Origin of the sequence: Acidovorax sp. (assembly GCF_046294525.1) — a bacterium.
In the GTDB taxonomy this organism is placed as follows: Bacteria; Pseudomonadota; Gammaproteobacteria; order Burkholderiales; family Burkholderiaceae_C; genus Acidovorax.
Genome location: NZ_JBKBKQ010000006.1, coordinates 157,702 through 178,309, shown reverse-complemented (window position 1 = coordinate 178,309; position 20,608 = coordinate 157,702). Strand labels below are relative to the sequence as shown.

Sequence of the window (20,608 nt, the reverse complement as noted above, 5' to 3'; positions counted from 1 at the left end):
CTGCACAAGCGCCACGGCGTGATCTGCTCGATGACGGACGGCTACGACTGCTATCAGAACGCGCTGGCCGAGCGGGTCAACGGCATCTTGAAGAGCGAGTTCTTGCTGCAGCGCCCCGCCGCTCTGAGCGCTGCCAAGCGCATGGTCGCACAGTCAGTGGGCATCTACAACTGCGAGCGACCGCATCTGTCGCTGAAAATGCAAACGCCCGATGCAGTGCATCGGGCGTCCTTGGCCGGATAGTCCGGCTGGAGTTTTTAACCGTCCTGGGTGTCAACGCTATTCAGGACGGGTCACGGCAAGGTTAAAATGCCAATAAATTCACTGCACAAGAGCGAGAAAGGCAATCTGGTTATGACACCGCGAACTACATCGGAGATGTTGACCGGCCGTTAAGGCTGGCTGTTCGCGCCTGCACGAGATTGCATACACCTCCAAAAAGCGCGGACCTGTTCCGCGCTTTTTTGTTTCTCGGGCCTGGCGCGTGCCCGCACCCATTTGCACTGATTGAAAAGAAAGAGTTACTCCCATGATTCACATCACGCTTCCTGATGGCTCGCAGCGCGAATTCCCGGGCCCTGTCACGGTGGCCGAGGTGGCGGCCTCTATTGGCTCTGGTCTGGCCAAGGCAGCCCTGGCTGGCAAGATCGGCGACAAGGTGGTGGACACCAGCTACCAGATCACGGCCGACAGCCCGCTGTCCATCGTCACGGCCAAGGATGCAGATGGGCTGGAGGTCATCCGTCACTCCACGGCCCACTTGCTGGCCTATGCTGTCAAGGAGCTGTTTCCAGAGGCCCAGGTGACCATCGGGCCCGTGATCGAGAACGGCTTTTTCTATGACTTCTCGTACAAGCGCCCCTTCACGCCCGAAGACCTTGTGGCCATCGAAAAGCGCATGATGGAGCTGGCTGCCAAGGACGAGCCTGTGGTGCGCCGCGTGTTGCCGCGCGACGAAGCGGTGGCCTACTTCAAGGGCCTGGGCGAGCACTACAAGGCCGAAATCATTGCCAGCATTCCCAGCAATGAAGATGTGAGTCTGTACCGCGAAGGAAACTTCGAAGACCTGTGCCGCGGGCCCCACGTGCCCAGCACTGGCAAGCTGAAGTTCTTCAAACTCATGAAGGTGGCTGGCGCCTACTGGCGCGGCGACCATCGCAACGAGATGCTGCAACGCGTCTATGGCACGGCCTGGTCCTCGAAGGATGAACTGCAGCAGCACCTCACCATGCTGGAGGAGGCCGAAAAGCGCGACCACCGCAAGCTCGGCCGCGAGCTGGACCTTTTCCACATGGATGAGCATTCGCCCGGCACTGTGTTCTGGCATCCCAAGGGCTGGGCGCTGTGGCAGGAGGTGGAGCAGTACATGCGCCGTGTGTACCGCGACAACGGGTATCAGGAGGTGAAGGGTCCGCAGATCCTGGACAAGAGCCTGTGGGAGAAAACGGGCCACTGGGACAAGTACCGCGACAACATGTTCACCACCGAGTCGGAAAAGCGCGACTACGCGCTCAAGCCGATGAATTGCCCCGGCCACATCCTGATCTACAAGCAGGGCATCAAGAGTTACCGCGACCTGCCGTTGCGCTACGGTGAGTTCGGTGCCTGCCACCGCAACGAGCCCACGGGCGGCCTGCACGGCATCATGCGCGTGCGCGGTTTCACGCAGGACGACGGCCACATCTTCTGCACCGAAGAGCAGGTGCAGGAAGAATGCGCCAACTACACGGCGCTGGTGCAGAAGGTGTACAAGGACTTCGGCTTCACGGACATCATTTACAAGGTGGCGACGCGGCCAGAGGCGCGCATCGGCACTGAAGAAGCCTGGGACCGTGCCGAAAAGGCGCTGATGGATGGCCTGCGCTATTCGGGCTGCGAGTTCGAGATCGCTGAAGGTGAGGGTGCCTTCTACGGTCCCAAGATCGAGTACACGCTCAAGGACGCGCTGGGCCGCCAGTGGCAGTGCGGCACGATGCAGATCGATCCGAACCTGCCTGAGCGCCTAGACGCCGAATACGTGGCAGAAGACGGGACCCGCAGGCGCCCGCTGATGCTGCACCGCGCGACGGTGGGCAGCATGGAACGCTTCATCGGCATGCTGATCGAGCATTATGCAGGCGCCTTCCCTGTGTGGTTGGCGCCGGTGCAGGTCTCGGTGCTCAATATCACCGATGCGCAGGCCGATTACTGTCGTGAAATTGCCGCAAAACTGCAAAAAGCACTGCCGAATCAAGACCTTAGGGTGGCGCTCGATCTGCGCAACGAGAAGATTACGTATAAAATACGCGAGCATTCGTTGCAAAAGCTGCCGTACATCCTCGTCGCGGGCGACAAGGAAAAGGCCGCCGGAGCCGTCGCAGTGCGTGGCCGGGGCAATCGAGACCTCGGCGTGATGTCCGTCGAAGCGTTCGCTGCGCTGATCGCCCAAGACATTGCCACCAAAGTCTGATTCTCTTTCGAAAACATGCTTTGGCGTATGCCAACTGTACGGTTGTTGCTACTAAATATGTAGTGTTTTGATTGAAGGAAGATAGCCATCGCTACTGAATTTCGTGATCGTCGCCAGCGCGAAGAACGCAAGCATCGCCTGAACCGTGAAATCATGGCCCCGGAAGTTCGTCTTTCGGGTCCTGACAATGAGCCTTTGGGCGTTGTCAGCCTGATGGAAGCCTTGCGCATGGCTGGTGAACTGGACGTGGATCTGGTGGAAATTGCCGCTACGGCCAATCCGCCGGTGTGCCGCCTGATGGACTACGGCAAGTTCAAGTACCAGGAGCAAAAGCGCGCTGCCGAAGCCAAGGCCAAGCAGACGGTCATAGAGATCAAGGAAGTCAAGTTCCGCCCTGGTACGGACGATGGCGACTACAACATCAAGATGCGCAACATTCGCCGTTTTCTGGCGGATGGCGACAAGTGCAAGATCACGCTCCGGTTCCGTGGCCGAGAAATTACCCATCAGGAGTTGGGTCTCGCACTGCTGAACCGGATCCGTGACGATTTGGGCGACACCATCATCGTCGAGCAGTTTCCCAAGTTGGAGGGCCGCCAGATGATCATGATGATCGCTCCGGGCCGGAAGAAGCCCACCTCGGCGAAGCCCGCGGCAGATGGTGTTGCGGCGCCCGGCTCTACAACCTGAATTTGACTTCAGGCAAGTCAGCCGGTATTTGAATCGAAAGTTTAGGTGCCGCGCCCGCAGGGGCGAGGCACTTGAAGGCGGTGTGCAAGCAACGCCAAACTGAAAGGCGCAAGCTTTTCGACAAGTGGCTCGGGGCCAACAAGTTTGTGGATCGGTCTGCAAACGCCTCACGAGCACAAACAAAGGAGCATTCAAATGCCCAAAATGAAGACCAAGAGCAGCGCGAAAAAACGTTTCCGCGTTCGTCCCGGTGGCACCGTCAAGCGCGGTCAAGCCTTCAAGCGTCACATCTTGACCAAGAAGACCACCAAGAACAAGCGCCATCTGCGTGGTGCAGTGAATGTGCATGAGACCAACATGGGCTCGATCGCACAAATGCTGCCAAGCGCTGGCCTGTAATAACTGACGAACAAGGAGTACATACATGCCTCGCGTCAAACGTGGTGTAACGGCCCGTGCCCGTCACAAGAAAGTTCTCGCCCTTGCCAAGGGTTTCCGTGGTCGCCGCGGTAATGTTTTCCGTATCGCCAAACAGGCGGTAATGAAAGCTGGGCAATATGCCTACCGTGACCGCCGCACCAAGAAGCGCGTGTTCCGCCAGTTGTGGATCGCCCGTATCAACGCCGCTGCCCGTGAACTGGGCCTGACATACAGCCAGTTCGCCAACGGCCTGAAGAAGGCTTCCATCGAGATCGATCGCAAGATGCTGGCCGATCTCGCCGTGCACGACAAGGCTGCCTTTGGCAGCATCGTGGAGCAAGTCAAGGCCAAGCTGGCTGCTTGAGTTCACGATGAGCAGCTATCGTTTTGATAGCTGCTTGCGCAATAACAGCAAGGGCTAGGGCTTGAAAAGGCGCTAGCCCTTGTTCATTTTTACGAGTCGATATGAACGAGTTGGATTCCCTGGTCGAGAGCGCGACGCGGTTGTTCGCCCAAAGCGCCACCCCTGCAGATCTGGAAAACGCCAAAGCGCAATTTCTGGGCAAGTCGGGCCGCGTGACCGAACTCATGAAAGGCATGGCACAGCTGTCCGTGGAGGAGAAAAAATCCCGCGGCGCAGCCATCAACCTTGCCAAGCAGGCCATCGAAGCCGCACTGACGGCACGCCGCCAAGCCCTGGCCGATGCCGAACTGCAGGCCCAGCTCAAGGCCGAGGCACTGGATGTGAGTCTGCCGGGCCGCCAGCGCGGGCAGGGTGGGCTGCACCCCGTGTCGCTCACCCTCGAGCGCATCGAGCGCATCTTCGGCTCCATGGGATTCGACGTGGCCCAAGGTCCTGAGATCGAGACCGACTGGTTCAACTTCACCGCGCTGAACACGCCGGAGGACCATCCCGCGCGTTCGATGCACGACACCTTCTATGTGGAGGGCGGCACCGCCACCGCCCCCAACCTGCTGCGCACGCACACCAGCCCCATGCAGATCCGCCACGCGGTGCAGCATGTGAAGAAGCACCGCGCGCTGCTCGATGCCGCCCAGCCCATGCCCGAGATCCGCGTGATCGCCCCGGGCCGCACCTACCGCGTGGACAGCGACGCCACGCACTCGCCCATGTTCCACCAGTGCGAGGGCCTGTGGATCGGCGAGAACGTGAGCTTCAAGGACCTGAAGGTGGTGTTCACCGACTTCTGCCGCACGTTCTTTGAAAGCGATGATATGGTGCTGCGTTTCAGGCCCAGCTTCTTCCCCTTCACGGAGCCCAGCGCCGAGATCGACATCCAGTTCCAGACTGGCCCGCTGGCCGGCCGTTGGCTGGAAGTGGCCGGCTCTGGCCAAGTGCACCCCAACGTGGTGCGCAACATGGGGCTGGACCCCGAAAAGTACATCGGCTTTGCCTTCGGCATGGGCCCCGACCGCCTCACCATGCTGCGCTACGGCGTGAACGATCTGCGCCTGTTCTTTGACGGCGACATCCGTTTCCTGTCGCAGTTTCAGTGAACCTGCCAACCCGCCCCAGCCAAGCAAAAAAGTGAGCTGCCAGCGCTTGATTTCATTGGAATTCAAAGCCTTTTGATGTTGAAACCGAGATCCGACAAGCGCCAAAAGCTATCTTTTCAAGAGCAAACGCCCTGAGCCCAAGAGTTTCTACACCATGCAATTCCCCGAGTCCTGGTTGCGCGAATTCTGCAACCCCCCGTTGAGCACCCAAGAGCTGGCCGACACCCTCACCATGGCCGGCCTGGAGGTCGAAGAGCTGCGCCCCGTAGCGCCGCCCTTTACCAAGATCGTTGTGGGCGAGATCAAAGAGGCCGTGCAGCACCCGGACGCCGACCGTCTGCGCGTGTGCCAGGTGGACGTGGGGCAGGGCGCCTTGCTCAACATCGTTTGCGGCGCGCCCAATGCGCGCGTGGGCATCAAGGTGCCGTGCGCGCTGGTCGGCGCGGAACTGCCGCCCGGCGACGACGGCAAGCCCTTTCTCATCAAGGTGGGCAAGCTGCGCGGTGTGGAAAGCCAGGGCATGCTGTGCTCGGCGCGCGAGCTCAAGCTGTCGGAAGATCACGGGGGCCTGCTGGAGCTGGATGCTTCCGCGCCTGTGGGGCAGGACATCCGCACGTACCTGAATCTGGACGACACGCTGTTCACGCTCAAGCTCACGCCCAACCTGGCGCATTGCCTGAGCGTGTATGGCATCGCGCGCGAGCTGGCGGCGTTGACCGGCGCACCGCTCAAGCAGCCGTCGTTCCCCGCCGTGCAACCCACGCTGAATGACAAGCTGCCCGTGAAGATCAGCGCGCCAGACCTGTGTGGCCGTTTCTCGGGCCGCATCGTGCGCAACGTGAACACGCGTGCCGCCACGCCGCAGTGGATGCTGGATCGCCTGGTGCGCTGCGGCCAGCGCGGCGTGTCGCCGCTGGTGGACATCTCCAACTACGTGATGTTTGAGCTGGGCCGGCCTTCGCACATCTTCGACCTCGACAAGATCCACGGCACGCTGGATGTGCGTTGGGGCCAGTCTGGCGAGCAGCTCAAGCTGCTCAATGGCAACACCATCACGGTGGACGACAAGGTGGGCGTGATCGCGGACGACAACCAAGTCGAGTCGCTTGCCGGCATCATGGGCGGCGACGCGACGGCCGTGTCGGACGACACCCAACACATCTACATCGAAGCCGCCTTCTGGTGGCCCAAGGCCGTGGCCGGGCGCTCGCGCCGCTTCAATTTCTCCACCGACGCCGGCCACCGCTTTGAACGCGGTGTGGACCCGAGCCTGACGGTGGAGCACATCGAGCGCATCACGCAGCTCGTGATCGACATCTGCGGCACGCCCGAGACCGCCTGCGGCCCCATGGACGACCAGCAGGTGAACCTGCCGCAGCCGCAGCCCGTGACGCTGCGCGTGGCCCGCGCCGCCAAGGTCATCGGCATGCCGCTCACGCAGGCACAGTGCGCCGATGCGCTGCGCGGCCTGGGCCTGCCGGTGACGGAAGGCGAGGGCACGCTCACCGTCGCGCCGCCCTCGTACCGCTTCGACATCACCATTGAAGAAGACCTGATCGAAGAAGTGGCCCGCATGGTGGGCTACAACAACCTGCCCACCACGCCCCCGCTGGCGCCCATCACGCCCAAGCTGCCGCCCGAAGCCACGCGCAGCCCGTTTGCCGTGCGCCGCCAGCTGGCCGGCCTGGGCTACCAGGAAACCATCAACTTCAGCTTTGTGGAAGCGCGCTGGGAGCACGAGCTGGCTGGCAACGCCACGCCCATCAAGCTGCTTAACCCCATCGCCAGCCAGATGAGCGTGATGCGCTCCACACTGCTGGGATCGCTGCTGCAGGTGCTCAAGTTCAATTTGGACCGTCGTGCCGAGCGCGTGCGCGTTTTCGAGCTGGGCCGCGTGTTCTTGCGCGACGCCAGCGTGCAGAACACCGACACCACGGTGGAGGGCTTCCACCAACCCATGCGCGTGGCGGGTGTGGCCTATGGCGCAAACGACATGCTGCAGTGGGGCCGCAAAGAGCAGGGCATTGACTTCTTCGACGTGAAGGGCGACGTGGAAGCGTTGCTGGCACCGCTCAAGGCCACATTTGAACCGGCTGAGCACCCTGCGATGCACCCTGGCCGTTGCGCCCGTGTGCGGGTGGGCGGCAAAGCCATCGGCTTCGTCGGAGAGCTGCACCCGCAGTGGCGCCAGTCGTGGGACCTGCCGCTGGCCCCCGTGATGTTTGAGCTGGAGCTCGACGCCGTGCTGCAACGGGTGGTGCCGCAGTTCACGCCGGTGGCGAAGCACCAGGCGGTGGAGCGCGACCTGGCTGTGGTGGTGGCCGAGCGTGTCACGCATGCCGACGTCATGGCCGCCGTGCACCAGGCCGTGCCGGGCGCCATGCTGCGCTCTGCCGTGCTGTTTGACGTTTACAGGCCCAAGTCGCTGGGTGTCGGCGAAGTGGCGCCCGCGGGTGGGTTGGCGCAAGGCGAGAAAAGCCTGGCCGTGCGCCTGACGCTGGGCAGCGATGAAGCGACGCTGACCGAAGCCGAGATCGAAGCCGCCGTGCAGGCCGTGGTGGCACAACTGGCACAGCAGACCGGCGCGAAGCTGCGGGTGTGAAGATGTTGAAGGGGAGTGATGCCGTGATTGAGTTTGCAGTGGAAAGTCTGGAAACGCCGGCGCTGACCAAGGCGCTGCTGGCGGATCTCTTGTTCGACCAGATCGGGCTGAACAAGCGCGAGTCCAAGGACATGATCGACGCCTTCTTCGACCTGATCGCTCAGAGCCTGGTGGAGGGCAAGGACGTCAAGCTCTCGGGTTTCGGCAATTTCCAGATCCGCACCAAGGCACCTCGGCCCGGGCGCAATCCGCGCACGGGCGAGGCGATTCCGATCAAGGCGCGCCGCGTTGTGACCTTTCATGCCAGCAGCAAATTCAAGGAACAGATCCAGGCCGCTGGTTCGGCGTGAATTTGTGCCAATTTTTGTGACCAAATGTGGCGTGGTGGCTGGCGGGCGTGCGGGCTCTGCAGTACCCTTGTCGGCTTTCCCATCTGACTTCCAATTTCATGGGCACCACGCTTCCCTCCATACCCGCCAAGCGCTACTTCACCATCGGTGAAGTGGCCGAGTTGTGTGGTGTCAAGCCGCATGTGTTGCGCTACTGGGAGCAGGAGTTCACACAACTGCGGCCCATGAAGCGGCGCGGCAACCGACGGTATTATCAGCACCACGAGGTGCTCATGATTCGCCGCATCCGCGACCTGCTGTATGACCAGGGCTTCACCATCAGCGGGGCCCGCAACCGGCTGCAGGAACTGGCGCATGCGGCCCGTGAAGATGGCCTGGCTGAAGAGGCCGCCGACTCCCTCGACAACGCACAAGATTCAGAGCTGCCCAGCATCCTTGTGGACACAGCGCGCGACCTCACGATAGGCGCGTCCGGGTTCGTGCTCGACTCCAACGCAGTGCGCAAAGAATTATTTGAAATTCGCGCCCTGCTTTCCCCGAACTGAGGTTTTTTCTGCATATAATCTAAGTCTTGTCGGCGTGTAGCGCAGCCTGGTAGCGCACTTGCATGGGGTGCAAGGGGTCGCGAGTTCGAATCCCGCCACGCCGACCATTGATAGCAAAAGCCCGGTTCCGTAAGGAGCCGGGCTTTTTTGCTGGGCGGGTGCAAACAGCGGCATTTTGCGCGGCGCGGCCGCTTTGGCGCTTCTCCCCGGGTGCCATGTTCCAGGCCAGCGAAGCGCGTTGAGCACAGAGGTTTTCAATGATTGATGGATTGGTGGCGGGCCGTCTTTACGGCGATGCGGAGCGGCGTATCGACAAGGCGGGTAAGGCGTTCACCGTCGCCAAGGTGAGGGCCGCGGCTGGCGATGGCGAAGTCCTGTTTGTCAACATGATCGCCTTTGAAGCGGCACTGTGCGCCAAGCTCGCATCGTTGCGCGATGGAGACTTGCTGGCGCTTGCGGGCAGGCTCACGCCTCGCGTATGGACCGACAAACAAGGCAACACCCGGCCAGCGCTCGATATGGTGGCGCACCGCCTGCTGGCCTTGCACGATGGCGAAGTGGGCCAGCAGCGCAGCGACTGAGTTGTGCGGGTGTTCAGGCAGGCGGAGATCATGCTCCGCGTCTTTGCCTGAAGCGAAAAGTTCGCGCAGGCATTTGCATGTAGCGCGCGGTCTGGGGCGGTGTTGCCCCGCGCTTCGCTGTTGCTGCGAATGCGCGCAGCGTTGTCCCGCTACAGGGCTCAGCCTGGCTTCTCGGGGGCGGCGGGCTCTGCGGGGCTGTCAAAGCCCATAGCCTTGAGTTCTTCCTCGGTCACCTGCACTTCCACCATCTCTGGCTGACGGGCTTCCACGGTGCGGCGCCTTTCGAAGGCAGTCGGAGGGCCTTTTTCGTCCTGACGGCGGTCCCGGCCGGTGCGGCGGTCGATGGGGGCTCTGCGGTCTGTGCTCATGGGGTCGAGGCCAAGGAGATGATTGTGGATAGGGCTAGTGCTGCTTGATCGGCGCGGTGCGCTCAGACCAAAAGTCTGCCTCACTTTCGCGCCAATTCCAACCGCCAAAGTGCTACACAAGCCATGGGACGACGTTGCCTGCATGTTTGACGCCAGAAAGCCTGGCGAGCGCGCCAGCAAAAAAGCCCTGACTCTTGCGAATCAGGGCTTTTTATTTGGTGCCGGAGAGATGAATCGAACACCCGACCTTCTCATTACGAACTCCAGCACTAACTGTTCCCAATTGCTGCCAATTGCTGTCTTCACTCTAGACAATGTGATTTTAGCAGCCCGCAACAATCGGGATTTATGCCGAAATTTAGCAGTAACTGTGACATAGCTGTGACGCGACAGGTGTGGAGTTAAGTTGCCGCAGCGTGGTACCTGAAGCAAGGTAAAGACATTGGTCGGCCTCGTCTGATCTCCTAGACTGGCGGGCTATTGGAGCAGTCGAATGTCCCAACCACATACAACACTATCTAAGCCAGAGCACGACCGGACCGCCCAGCAATGGGCCTGGCAATTCCTTCGCCGCAATCCGGAGTACGTCGCTGCTTACGAGTTGCTCTCATCGCTGACGCAAGAGCAGCTCAATCAACTCAGTTGTTTGGTTGCACGGTGCAAGGGCCTACTCCTGAGCGAGGACCTGCTCAATGAGTCGGTCATCGGTACGCTAGACCTCCGCTTTTTCGACGATAAATACCTTGAAGATTTGGATGATCTAGGCGAAACGGTTGAAGAGTATCGCGCTAAAGCTTCCGAAATCCTGGGAGCGGACGAGCAGCTAGAACTCATCGTTTCACGGCGTTTCTGGCTGGAAACCTACTGTCTGTGTAGATGGATCGACCCAGTACAAAACACGGAGTTAGATGCCGAAACTGCCGCTGGCATTTGGGCCCACCATCCATTCATCGAGTGGGGGCTTGCGAGTGCACCTTGGCTTCCCCTATTGGATGGGGTGGACCCTGATGAATTTCGTCCCACGCATCGGCCTGGCCGCAGTTTCAATGCTAGTTCAGAGAAAGTTGAAACGAAGGGGCCGATGGTGAAGGGGGCGGATGGGAATATGTTCATCCGTAGTGCTACCGTTTGGGGGCACGACTACGAGTTACCTGTCTTGGGTACTTCTGAAGTTGATGTGAGATTTGATCTCAATTTGCCATTGAATTTTCAGATCAAACGAGCCAAAGAAGAGCTTCAAAAGCATCAAAAGTTACTTCGCAACGCAAAGATCCTGGCTAAGTTTCCAAGCCAGGCCGACAGGAACGGTGTCTATCAAGAGTACCTTCTCATACTTGATCGCCTGAAGGAGGGCGCTACGCCAATCAGCCTTGCGTTGGAGTTGGAGCCAGTGGTGGAGAAACAAGTGAGACGCCGCAAAGGTAAAAACCCCGAGCCAGTGCCGGTGAAAGTGATTTTCGATCCAGCGAACCCGCTGCATGACACAGAGAAGATCACAGAAACAGTGAGACAAAAGATGGTGCGAGCGCTCAGGTTGAGAGACCGTGACTACAAAGCGCTAGCTTTCCTGTAGATACCAACCGTGCTTCATTCTGTCTGACTCGTAGCGTTCGAGAGGCGTCACGTTGTCACGACCGAAAGTACATGAGGGCTCTAAAACCCTCAGCAAATTCCGACTCCTGTTGCCATGGCTAGCACTTTGCCGTGCGCCGGGTGTGGGTCCGAAGAACGCAACGTTGCCATCGTCATGTCTGTTAAATCGACTGCGTGACGCAAAACGTACCCAAAGTTGCGTCACTGTTTATGTGCTCGAAAACTGGAAAAGTTTGGGTGTCAGCAAGTGCTGATCAACAACTTTTTTCCAGGAGTACGGTATGCAGCAGTACCAGCCAAATTTTCCCGGTGCCCATCGTTCTAGCGGTGGCCGCACCAAAGTCGATTCGACTTTTGTTGCCTTTCTTCGCCGCGCCAATCAGCGCGCTGCCTACAACGAACCGATCTCGGCCGGTGTCACGATCTCTGAGCAGATGCCCCCGGCAATTATTTGGCTCACAGTCGCTCAGATGGCAGTCAAGCACCCGGCTTGGAGTGAGAACTCTTTGCGTGCACTGATCTTCGCTTCCAAAGACCGTGTTGGAGCAGTTCGCAGAGGTACCCAAAACATCATCCCCGGCAACGGTCTCGCCGTGGCTATTCGTCGCGTTGGTCGCCGCGTCCTTATCAACGAGACGGCGTTTTTGGAATGGGTGGAACGGCATGGCAGCGTTGACCGCAATGCACGCAGCTGACCGGAGCACTGTAAAGACTTATTGACCGCAAAAGTCAACTTCACAAGTCAAGTCGCTCTCTTGTTCCCTCAATTTTCAATCTCGATATGAAAACGCCAACGACAAAAAAACTCAAGGCCTCTCTGGCAATCAAGCCTCCTGTTCCCGGTGCTGCTGGTGCATCTCGAACTTTGCAGATCAATGCCTGTGAACTTCCACCAAGCGTCAAACACGTGTACCAAGCTGTTGATGCGAATGGCGATGAACTTGGCTCTGTTGTTGTGGAGGCCCTTGATACCAAGGGGCGCCAGTTTTACCTCCGCCTTGATCTCATGCAACTCGCTCAGGGCCGTCATGATGAAGTTGCCCGCCTTGCTGTTCGGGCTGGCATGCATGACTACCTCTCCACAAAGCGCTTACGTGAGCTGGGTGCAGTTCTGCTGCAAAACATCAGTTCAGTGATCCATTTGGTTGATCGTGATGGCTTCGGTCAGCTCAAAGATCAGGGTATCGAGTACCGCTTCTACGTGCATCGCGGGGTCATCCACTCTTTGGGCAAGGCCCCCTCTATCAAGATCGCATATGTACCCATCAGCGATCAAAAGCTGATGCAACCGTCGTGTGACGTTAAAACATGGAATGACCATATCGGGAGGTACCTCAAAGGCAATCCATTTTTGTTGATTGTGGTGCTTGCAGCTCTTGCTTCCGCAATGTGTCGCGCATTCAACTTGCCTCGTTTGATCTTGATGATCGTTGGCCAGAGTAGTCAAGGTAAAACTACGGCGCAGCAAGTAGCCCAGTCAACGCGTGAACAAGCGCGTGAGATCGAAAACTGTGCAGGTACTGCCAATGGTATTCGCGCCCGCCTTGAGCAAAGCCAGGACTGTCCAGCATTCCTTGATGAGCTTCACCTTGCCGAGAACTTAGACGGTTTAGTGAAGCTGATCTTCCTTGTGGGCAATAGCGCTAGCCGTAAAACCAGCGCCGCCGACCAGAAGGCACATGAGGCTCCACCGCTGACGTGCGGACTCATTGCCGCATCGGAAAAGACGCTGGGAGAAATCGTGGCGACTTCGAGAGTGACCCTCACAGAGGGCATCTCCGCACGGCTTTTGGAAGTGGTCGTCTCTGGAAAGAACGGTATTTTTCACAACGTTCCAGAGGGGCTGACGCCGAAGCAGTTTTCCGATCAATTGAAGACAGCATGCGAGGCGTATTACGGCGCCCTCTGGGACGCGTGGGTCAATGGTCTATCCAGCAATCATGCAATGCTCGTCGCGCGTCTTCCTGAAAAGCTTCAAGAGATTGAATCAGCGTTGTGTGCTGAGCTTGGCATTACGGACCGGGTCACGATCCGAATGGTTCGTGGTTTGTCAGTGTGGGTGTGTGCTGGCCACGCTGCTCTAAAAATGAAATTGCTTCAAGTCACTCGCTCCGAAATCATCGACGCAGCGAAGCTGGTACTGAAAGAGCATGTGGCACGTCAGAAGCATGGCACGACACCTGTCGGTGAAAAGGTGATTCAGACGGTACGTAACTTGATCGACCGTAATGCGAACCGCTTTCCCTCGCTGTCAATGTTTGGCCGTACTGAGCAAAGCGGGATTTACGGGTACACCAAAGGTGATGGAGAAGAGCGCTTGTTCTTGTTTCTGCCGGGTGTTTTTGAAGAGCTTGTTGGGGCTCAATTCGGCACGCAGATGGCCACCCAGAAATTATTTGATGCAGGGTATTTGATTGCCGATTCAGAGGGCTTTCAGCGTCAATTTCGTCTGCCTAAGAGTGGACAAGCGAAGGGCATCCGGAAGCGCTTCTATGCGATCAAAGCGTCTATTTGCTACGAATCCATTGCAGAAGCTGCGTAGACCTGCTGTCACGTTGTCACGTCCATTTCTGAGCCATACAAGCAAGTCAGCGTCAGGGTGCGTCGGTAGCACCGAATCAGCGGAAATGACCACTTGCTCGTATAGCTACCGTAATACACAACAAAGCACGAATACATTCAATGTTGGAAACGATGATGAAATCTTCCTCACATCCTCGCAAGCATCAGTCCAATCACACTAACAACCCTCGTTGGCCTCTCAGCGCAACATCGCCAGCAAAACGCGCATCAGTGGCTATTGGCAGTGCGCATAAGCTCACCACGCCCAAACGGGCAATGCCACAGCAACCAGCCACGGCGGTGAAGCCGACCATGCGCTTTCTGCTGGCAACCACGGCGCTCAAACCGGCGTTGGCTTGCAAACCATTCTTTTCATGCCTGATTGATACCGTTGCGGTAATGATTGACGTGGACCACAAGTCCCTCCGCAAGATTGCGCAGAACAACCCCAATATCACCTGGAACGGCAACTACCAGCTTCAAGTCCACTCTCCGTTCTCTGCGACGATCAAGGCCCGTGTCTTTAGTCGTGAAAAGGGCACCAAGCTGATGATCGAGGCATCCATTCCCAAGTTCTTGACCGGCCAGAACATTGTTGGTGTGGAAGAGCTATTCGAGCCCTGTAAACAACTGATATTTGCCGTCCTTGAGCAGATGAGAATCGAGCCCACGGCGGTAGAGCGCCGCAAAATCAATCGCGGGAAGTTCGAGATGACTCGCGTTGACTATGCGCTGCACTGTGATTGTGGAACTCCCGAGCGCGCTGCCGCTGTCATGGCAGCAGTTCGTAGCCTGATGTATGCCAAAGCCAAGGATTTCAGCGCATACGGTGTTGAAACCGTCTACGCAGGCCAGCACAGCAACCGTTGGACATTCAGAATCTATCGCAAAGACTTGGAGATCAAGAAGCGCGGCCGGGGCCTACCCGCCAACGTCTACCGCCGGGACCGTCTGCTTGCCAAAGTGCAAAACTGTGCGCGTATGGAACTCGTGTTGCGCGCACCTGAACTCAAGCGCCTTGGCCTGAACGACCCGCTGGCATGGAACGTTGAAGCTGCCCGCCAGCGCATGCAAGTCTGGCTCAACCGTCTATCCACCGCAGGCGGCGTGGTGCCCAACATTGACCACCTCGGTGAACTCACAAACGTTCAGCAAATGAAACTGCTCTTGTGGCTTGGCGGACACCGGACGGCATTTACCAACAGTCCCACCACATTTGCCGCTACGCGTAAAACCGTCTTGGCAAAAACTGGGATTGAGATTCGCGGAGAGCCCAGCGTCGAACTTCAGCACCGTGCCAAGCAAACCATTCGTGAGGTCTTGCTCCATGGTACCGGCTTCAAAAGCTATGGTCACAAGTGGAATTCGCTCTGCCAAGGTGCTGATGTAGGAGCTGCTAAAACCCACCAATAACCGACGACTCGTTCGACACTCCAGCCATGGCCGAATGTCACGACATGGCGCGAGTTTGAACGCGATCAGACACGCTTTCGATGGTTGGAGTTGTTGTGAGTCGCATGCAACTATCGAAAGTCACTCAAAATGGCCGTTTGGCGATCACATGCATGAGGGACCTTTGCTTCATCGCTGCTGCTGAAACAGTGGCTGTAACCAACGCAATGCCGCCACACAAAACTTTTGCGTGGAACGCTCATGCACGGACCGTGAGTTCTTTATAAAGCTAGCGCTGCGTTTTCCCCCAATCGCGCGCAAGCTCATACACCTCCGGCATCCACGCCTCTCTGCTGGAGAACACCACCAACATCCGATCATTGCGGTAGTTCCAGCCAATACGCTGACCACCCCAGCCAGATGCCCACGCCGTGTCAGGCGCTGTGACGTTTTCCGTCCAGATCAGGTAGCCATAACCACCGAACATCCGGCCATGCTTGCGCGCCGCAGGGTTGCGGTCGTTGCCGATCTGCTTGGCCATCGCTGCCTTCACGAAGTCGCCAAAGCAATCCGACTTCTTGGACGATTCCTTGACCCATACCGCGAAGCGCATCCAGTCTTCCATGCGCAGCCGCATGCCTGAATCTCCAAGTCCATTCTTGGCACGGTCTTGTGAATACAGCCCAGGATGAGCTGCGCCCATGGGGTTCAGCACCTGCTCTTGAATCCACTGGCTCAGCGGCATGCCAGTTGCGCGACTGACCATGAGGCCGAGTGTCATGGGGTCGGTGGACTTGTACGCGAACACCTCACCGGGCTTGTACTCTGAGAAAGCGCCACGCGCCGCCTTGGAAATGCGATCTGTCGCAATCAACTCCGCGAGATTCAGCAGACCCTGGTTCCAGTCCTTGGTCTGCTCTGGCGTCCAGATGGTGCTATCGCCGTTCTGCTCTGCCGCGCCCGATGCCATGCGCAGCAGATCGTGCACCGTGGCATTGCCCAGCGCTTTGTCCTGCAGTTCTGGCAACACCTCACCGGCCTTGGATTGCAGCGTGAGCTTGCCCGCGCAGATGGCTTGTCCCACCGCCATGGCCGTCACCGTCTTGCCCATGGACATGCCGAAGAACAGTGATTCAGAGTCTGCCGGTGCATTGAACGCCGAGTACACAATGGTGTTGCCGTCCAGCAGCGCAAATGCTTTGGCTGGCCGTTGGCCGACGAGGGCGCGAGCACGGTCAACGAGAGCGCTTTCTCCGGCCGATGGTGCGCGGGTGTTCAGCGTGCTCGGGTTGGGGCTGGGCTGCGTGATCTGGAACCAGCGCGGGCCGGTCTTGGCCAGCAGCCATTCGTCCGGCGCGGCTGCACCGCCATCAGCCACTGGAGTGACCTGAGCCATGGCCTGAGCGCAGAAAGTCAGGGCAGCGGCCGCCAGCAGCCGCAAGGTGTGTTTGGTAGTGAGCTTCATTGGATGCCTTTCAGAAACGCCAGAACGTCTTTAACGGCCTGCTCTCGGGCCTTGTCATTGCTTTCCACCGTGACCCAGGACGTCTGCCTGCACTTTGGTACGTAGGCGTTCCATTCCGCGTTATCGGTGAAGGTCTTGCCCGAATATTTGTCGTGAGCTGGACCCCAACTGCGGTCGTTTGCTCCGTAGGGCATTCGCACATCCATAGAGCAGAGATTGAAGTTGCCTTCGTTGTACTTCTTCCATGGCTGGTTGAGCCGGTCAAAGACGTGTGTGGCACCCGGATAAATCTTGTAGCTCACCGGATTACCTGCTGCGGCGTACTCATCTGCCAACTCCATGCACGGCTTGGGCAAGGTCATGTCGTCTTTTTCACCAAGAATCATGAGCAGGGGAGCGGGTAGCTTGCTGTGGTGATCCACCCGGTAGCGCATATTGCAGCCGGGGTAGACCGCCACGCTGCCGGCCCATTTCACATTGGCCGGAAGCACATGCTGCTGGTACGTTGGCCATGCCGCATCTAGCAAAGCCTGCCCACCACGCGACCAACCCATGTGGAAGATACGGCTGCTGTCGATCTGAGGATGGGTTGCCAGCAGCTTGAGCGCATACAGGGCATCCGTAGTGTTGGCCACGGTATTCCATGTCAATTGCTTGGTGGGGCCGGTCACGCGGTCCTCGCCACGCGGCTTGAAGCTGTCCACTACGAACACGGCATACCCCGCGTTGTTCAGTGTTTTGGCCCACACATCGAAGTACAGGCTGCTTACGCCCTCACTGCCGTGCGAGAACACCACGGCGGGCACCTTTCCGCTGCTCGCTTGGGTTGGCATCAACAGATCGCCGTAAACCGTCACTTCAGGACCCAGCCGACCACGGATCAGTGCCCAGCGGTGGTCGGGGGTGGAGGATGTGAACTCAATGCGGCCGGTTTGACCGCCACTGAGGTCTACTAGCGGCGCTGCTGTAGCACTATCCACCAAACAGGAGCCAACTGCAGCACACACAAAGGCGATATATCTGTAGGCAGTGTCTTGCAATATTTTTGCCATCTCTGTCCTCTTTTCTGAATTTGAAAGTTTCTCACAATGAAGAATCTACTCTGTCGTATTTAAGTCGTCATTGAGGCATTTTTGCCTCAATGAAATCCACGCCAACCACCGCCAAGAAGAAGGTCGCGGCCGACCGTCATCCGCTGGCCGTGGCTTTTGGTGAGTACCTGAAGAGCGTGCGCAAGAACAGTGACAAGTCCCAGGCGGAACTGGCCTTCGATGCGTCTATGGACCGTACCTACATCTCGCTGTTGGAGCGTGGTCTGTCTGCACCTACGTTGCTGGTGTTGGACTCGTTGGCGAAGGCCCTCGGTATGACCATCACCGAATTGATGGCTGGTTTCGAGACCCAACTGCCAAAGAGCCTTCGGCGCACGTCTGTGAAGCGCCGCGTCAACGAAGCGTCATTGGCGAAAACCGGGGCGGATAGGCCGCATGGAACGCGGCGCTCACCGCTGCGCTAACCATCTGGTGCGCCAACCAGACACGTGACGCTCATGGCGTCTACCAGCGCGGGGTCGAATACCGCAGCGAACACCTGATACGCCGATTCATCCATGGCGTGCTGGACCACACTGAAGACCTCTGTGCAATGGTGAAGACCAAAGCTCTCGCCGTACCCGCTGCACACCACCACAGCGGCTGTTTTGTTGTGCGTCGGTATCCGTGCCAATGCATCGCGGCAAGCATCAAGCACTTTGCACGCGTCGTGGTTCGTCACCGTGAAGCTCACGGGGGAGCTGCCGCAGAACTTCAGTGCATCGAGCAAGTCTTCCAGATCGATCTGCAATATGGCACCTTCTGCTGTTGCAGCCAGCAGCGCCGCCGCCTGCTGAACCCTGTTGGCTGAAGTGGATGCCGCAGGCAGTGGCCACGGTGACAACGTCACGCTAGCGACGATTTTGAGGACCTGTCGTCGCATCAGAGTGCGCTTCATGCTGTCTACCTCAGTTGCAACCGCACGGCGGCCAAAAGTCGAACTTCTTCAGCGTTCCATTCGGCCGCTTCGTACAGCCAATGCACCGGCTTGCGCTTGCCATCTTCCGACGACTTGGGCACGTTCTGTGACGCGCGTCGGCTGCCGGAGCCGGTCATTGGTAAACGCAGCCGCGCGTTGCAGGGCGCAAAACTCGGCTCGCTGGCGCTGGGGTCGAGCAAGAGAATGGTGTCCGGCGTTTGCACCTTGCCAATCGCGTTGCCTTCCACCCCGACAGCCAGTGCCCAATGCTTGGTTCTGGAGTGTTTGATCGACGCGAATGCCAGTGCCACCAGATCGCCGCCGCGCATCAACCATTCAAGGGCGTGACCGTCGGCGTTGTCCTGCACGCCGTACTTGGCTGTCATTGCCAACGGCACGTTCAGACCATCTATCAGTTCCACCCACTCTTCAGGGTGCACTCCTGCAAAAAATGTGTGCTGAAATGCTTGCCAGACCATTGCAGAGACACCCGTTTTCCTACGGCTCATCTCGTGTAGGGCAGACGGCTTTGCGAGATCGTGTATTGCCAAAATCATCGCTGCAATATGCAGCCCGCAGGCTGCATCAAGATCAGATTGCTGCATGAAGAACCGGACTGGTTCTTGTCGTTTGGTCTGCACGGTCAACGCGTGCCCTGTTTGCAATCCCGGATATACACGCTGAAACCGATAGGACACTGCTGGGCGATTCAAGGAGATTACCTTGGACATTTCAATAATCCGATGGCAGCAGTAGCGTAGTGACGCTGCGGTCGGCTTCAGTGATGATCCAGAGCGTTGGCAGTGACGAGCGCTTATCTCGGGGCGTTGCAGCCAGTCGCTCCGCATCGACCAGACGATAGCAACTCAGAATCCGCAAGCGGCGGGTGATGGCGAAGTCGTTTTCTGCGCGGTCTTCATCGCACAGGTCACCCCAGTCGCCATGCACGTGACGGCTGACCAGGGCTGCTGCGCTGAAGCCGGTTTCTTGCAGCAGTTCCAAAGCGCCAGGCGTAGCGACGATTTGCCCCAGCTGAAACTTGGCGCTACTGGAGTAGATGATGGTGGCGACGGTAGGTGCAGACGAAGCCAGACTGGATGTGGATTCGGGTGTAGTGGTCATGGGAATCTCCATAGGTAGGGAACGAAACAAAACTGAAAAACAAACGGGCACGCGTAGTCCTCCGCGAACGATTGGCGGATAGAAAACAAGCGAGAGAGATCAGCGCGGCTGCAGAACCGCAGCCGTAGAGAGACAGGGCCTCAGCGAGAGGCAGTCAACGAAACGTGCGCTTTGCAAAGCGCGGTCAGCAGATCAGAGTCAGAGGCGTATGGCTGCTCGATCCAATCTGCAAACTGGTCGGTGGCGGACAGCCAGCCACTCAGAACTGAGGGTATTTCTCCATCGGCACTGATGCCGTTGAGAAAGCTCCAGGTGTGCAAACGGCGCGATGCCACGGCGTCTCGAACAACATCCACCGGCATCTCTGCCAGCCGCGCCAGCACGTTGCAGCCGTGATTGGCGTTACGCACTGGGAGGACCGGCAAGATCGCACCGCCAAAGCGCCGGATGCAGTAGGACCACAGTAGCCACTGAAACTCGAACGATGTAAGGTTCAGCAGGCGAGCCAGCGCACTGAGGTTCGTGCCGACGAGTGAATATTGGGGCAGCGGTGACAGCTCCAATGCAGCCATCCGGGCAGCCAGTTTTGCAGGGGCCGTTGGCATCGACAGATTGGCGGAATAACCATCAGCATCCACCATCAAAAACGGCGGCAGATCACCGTCAAACACAGGCTGCCGTTGGTACCCAAGCTCACGCCAGCAAAGTTGCTCCAGATCACGGCATCCCCTCGCCAATTCCGGGCCGTTCAGCCATTGGGGAAGTAGCGTCCCTATTCGATGCAGGAAACGGCCCATGTGGTGACGACGGAAGGCCGCATTGCAGGTGGCTTCGTGAGTCATGATTCCCTCCGGACGTGTGCACGCCGACCGCCTAGACCAGCGGGTCAACAAGGGGCTACGACGGCGTGGAAAAACTGCTTGGAATAACGCCGAACAGAA

22 protein-coding genes and 1 tRNA gene are annotated in these 20,608 nt (G+C 58.4%); 16 read left to right on the top strand and 7 right to left on the bottom strand.

All coding sequences use genetic code 11. From position 1 onward, the window contains the following. The 11 genes from ACK4HJ_RS08955 to ACK4HJ_RS08905 all read left to right on the top strand — a co-directional run. Positions 1-243, top strand: a 243-nt coding sequence (locus tag ACK4HJ_RS08955; protein WP_409830092.1) for an integrase core domain-containing protein, incomplete at its 5' end; no start/stop codon positions are given. A 286-nt stretch (positions 244-529) separates the two neighbouring features. Continuing rightward, on the top strand, positions 530-2,449 hold the full coding sequence (gene thrS, locus ACK4HJ_RS08950) for a threonine--tRNA ligase (protein ID WP_409830090.1): 1,920 nt from the start codon (positions 530-532) through the stop codon (positions 2,447-2,449). 81 nt (positions 2,450-2,530) lie between these two features. Continuing rightward, positions 2,531-3,139 carry a translation initiation factor IF-3 gene (gene infC / locus ACK4HJ_RS08945; protein ID WP_409830112.1) on the top strand — a complete coding sequence of 203 codons (609 nt, stop codon included), beginning with the start codon at positions 2,531-2,533 and terminating at the stop codon, positions 3,137-3,139. A gap of 195 nt (positions 3,140-3,334) precedes the next feature. Next, on the top strand, positions 3,335-3,538 hold the full coding sequence (rpmI, locus tag ACK4HJ_RS08940) for a 50S ribosomal protein L35 (RefSeq protein ID WP_005795135.1): 204 nt from the start codon (positions 3,335-3,337) through the stop codon (positions 3,536-3,538). 25 nt (positions 3,539-3,563) lie between these two features. Further along, complete coding sequence (gene rplT, locus ACK4HJ_RS08935; protein ID WP_005795139.1) at positions 3,564-3,923, top strand: 50S ribosomal protein L20; 360 nt, start codon at positions 3,564-3,566, stop codon at positions 3,921-3,923. A 101-nt stretch (positions 3,924-4,024) separates the two neighbouring features. Then, on the top strand, positions 4,025-5,077 hold the full coding sequence (gene pheS, locus ACK4HJ_RS08930) for a phenylalanine--tRNA ligase subunit alpha (RefSeq protein ID WP_409830086.1): 1,053 nt from the start codon (positions 4,025-4,027) through the stop codon (positions 5,075-5,077). Between the two features lie 154 nt (positions 5,078-5,231). After that, positions 5,232-7,679 carry a phenylalanine--tRNA ligase subunit beta gene (gene pheT, locus ACK4HJ_RS08925; RefSeq protein WP_409830083.1) on the top strand — a complete coding sequence of 816 codons (2,448 nt, stop codon included), beginning with the start codon at positions 5,232-5,234 and terminating at the stop codon, positions 7,677-7,679. 2 nt (positions 7,680-7,681) lie between these two features. Continuing rightward, positions 7,682-8,029: an integration host factor subunit alpha gene (locus ACK4HJ_RS08920; RefSeq protein WP_409830109.1), complete on the top strand. Its 348-nt coding sequence runs from the start codon at positions 7,682-7,684 to the stop codon at positions 8,027-8,029. Positions 8,030-8,127: 98 nt separating this feature from the next. Beyond that, positions 8,128-8,574 (top strand): MerR family transcriptional regulator, encoded by a 447-nt coding sequence (locus ACK4HJ_RS08915; protein WP_409830081.1) that lies wholly within the window; start codon positions 8,128-8,130, stop codon positions 8,572-8,574. Positions 8,575-8,604: 30 nt separating this feature from the next. Then, a tRNA-Pro gene (locus ACK4HJ_RS08910) sits at positions 8,605-8,681 on the top strand. A 150-nt stretch (positions 8,682-8,831) separates the two neighbouring features. After that, the gene (locus ACK4HJ_RS08905) at positions 8,832-9,155 is read left to right on the top strand and encodes a single-stranded DNA-binding protein (RefSeq protein ID WP_409830078.1); all 324 of its coding nucleotides are present in this window, start codon (positions 8,832-8,834) and stop codon (positions 9,153-9,155) included. A 158-nt stretch (positions 9,156-9,313) separates the two neighbouring features. On the opposite strand, the gene ACK4HJ_RS08900 is transcribed toward ACK4HJ_RS08905, so the two are convergent. Beyond that, positions 9,314-9,523 (bottom strand): hypothetical protein, encoded by a 210-nt coding sequence (locus ACK4HJ_RS08900; RefSeq protein ID WP_409830076.1) that lies wholly within the window; start codon positions 9,521-9,523, stop codon positions 9,314-9,316. 493 nt (positions 9,524-10,016) lie between these two features. Between ACK4HJ_RS08900 and ACK4HJ_RS08895 the strand changes: the two genes are divergently transcribed. The 4 genes from ACK4HJ_RS08895 to ACK4HJ_RS08880 all read left to right on the top strand — a co-directional run bounded on the left by ACK4HJ_RS08895 (position 10,017) and on the right by ACK4HJ_RS08880 (position 15,091). Continuing rightward, positions 10,017-11,096, top strand: a complete 1,080-nt coding sequence (locus ACK4HJ_RS08895) for a transcriptional regulator domain-containing protein (protein WP_409830073.1) — start codon at positions 10,017-10,019, stop codon at positions 11,094-11,096. Between the two features lie 301 nt (positions 11,097-11,397). Beyond that, positions 11,398-11,811 (top strand): hypothetical protein, encoded by a 414-nt coding sequence (locus ACK4HJ_RS08890; protein ID WP_409830072.1) that lies wholly within the window; start codon positions 11,398-11,400, stop codon positions 11,809-11,811. 86 nt (positions 11,812-11,897) lie between these two features. Continuing rightward, positions 11,898-13,658: a DUF927 domain-containing protein gene (locus ACK4HJ_RS08885; RefSeq protein WP_409830069.1), complete on the top strand. Its 1,761-nt coding sequence runs from the start codon at positions 11,898-11,900 to the stop codon at positions 13,656-13,658. Positions 13,659-13,813: 155 nt separating this feature from the next. Further along, complete coding sequence (locus ACK4HJ_RS08880; RefSeq protein ID WP_409830066.1) at positions 13,814-15,091, top strand: phage/plasmid replication protein, II/X family; 1,278 nt, start codon at positions 13,814-13,816, stop codon at positions 15,089-15,091. Between the two features lie 268 nt (positions 15,092-15,359). Here the strand turns inward: ACK4HJ_RS08880 and ACK4HJ_RS08875 are convergent, their stop codons facing one another. Next, complete coding sequence (locus ACK4HJ_RS08875; protein ID WP_409830064.1) at positions 15,360-16,535, bottom strand: serine hydrolase domain-containing protein; 1,176 nt, start codon at positions 16,533-16,535, stop codon at positions 15,360-15,362. Next, on the bottom strand, positions 16,532-17,587 hold the full coding sequence (locus ACK4HJ_RS08870) for a dienelactone hydrolase family protein (protein WP_409830061.1): 1,056 nt from the start codon (positions 17,585-17,587) through the stop codon (positions 16,532-16,534). Before ACK4HJ_RS08870 ends, ACK4HJ_RS08875 begins: the two co-directional genes overlap by 4 nt. Before the next feature lie 89 nt (positions 17,588-17,676). Between ACK4HJ_RS08870 and ACK4HJ_RS08865 the strand changes: the two genes are divergently transcribed. Next, the gene (locus ACK4HJ_RS08865; RefSeq protein ID WP_409830059.1) at positions 17,677-18,051 is read left to right on the top strand and encodes a helix-turn-helix domain-containing protein; all 375 of its coding nucleotides are present in this window, start codon (positions 17,677-17,679) and stop codon (positions 18,049-18,051) included. Here the strand turns inward: ACK4HJ_RS08865 and ACK4HJ_RS08860 are convergent. The 4 genes from ACK4HJ_RS08860 to ACK4HJ_RS08845 form a co-directional block, all read right to left on the bottom strand. Further along, entirely contained in the window at positions 18,048-18,524 is a 477-nt protein-coding gene (locus ACK4HJ_RS08860; protein ID WP_409830058.1) for a hypothetical protein, read from the bottom strand. The two genes, ACK4HJ_RS08865 and ACK4HJ_RS08860, sit on opposite strands and share 4 nt — an antisense overlap. A gap of 5 nt (positions 18,525-18,529) precedes the next feature. Further along, a complete protein-coding gene (locus tag ACK4HJ_RS08855; RefSeq protein ID WP_409830055.1) occupies positions 18,530-19,276 on the bottom strand; it encodes a hypothetical protein in 747 nt (248 codons plus the stop codon). Between the two features lies 1 nt (position 19,277). Continuing rightward, positions 19,278-19,667 (bottom strand): type I restriction endonuclease subunit M, encoded by a 390-nt coding sequence (locus ACK4HJ_RS08850; protein WP_409830052.1) that lies wholly within the window; start codon positions 19,665-19,667, stop codon positions 19,278-19,280. 140 nt (positions 19,668-19,807) lie between these two features. After that, a complete protein-coding gene (locus ACK4HJ_RS08845; RefSeq protein WP_409830049.1) occupies positions 19,808-20,509 on the bottom strand; it encodes a hypothetical protein in 702 nt (233 codons plus the stop codon). Between the last annotated feature and the right edge of the window lie 99 nt (positions 20,510-20,608).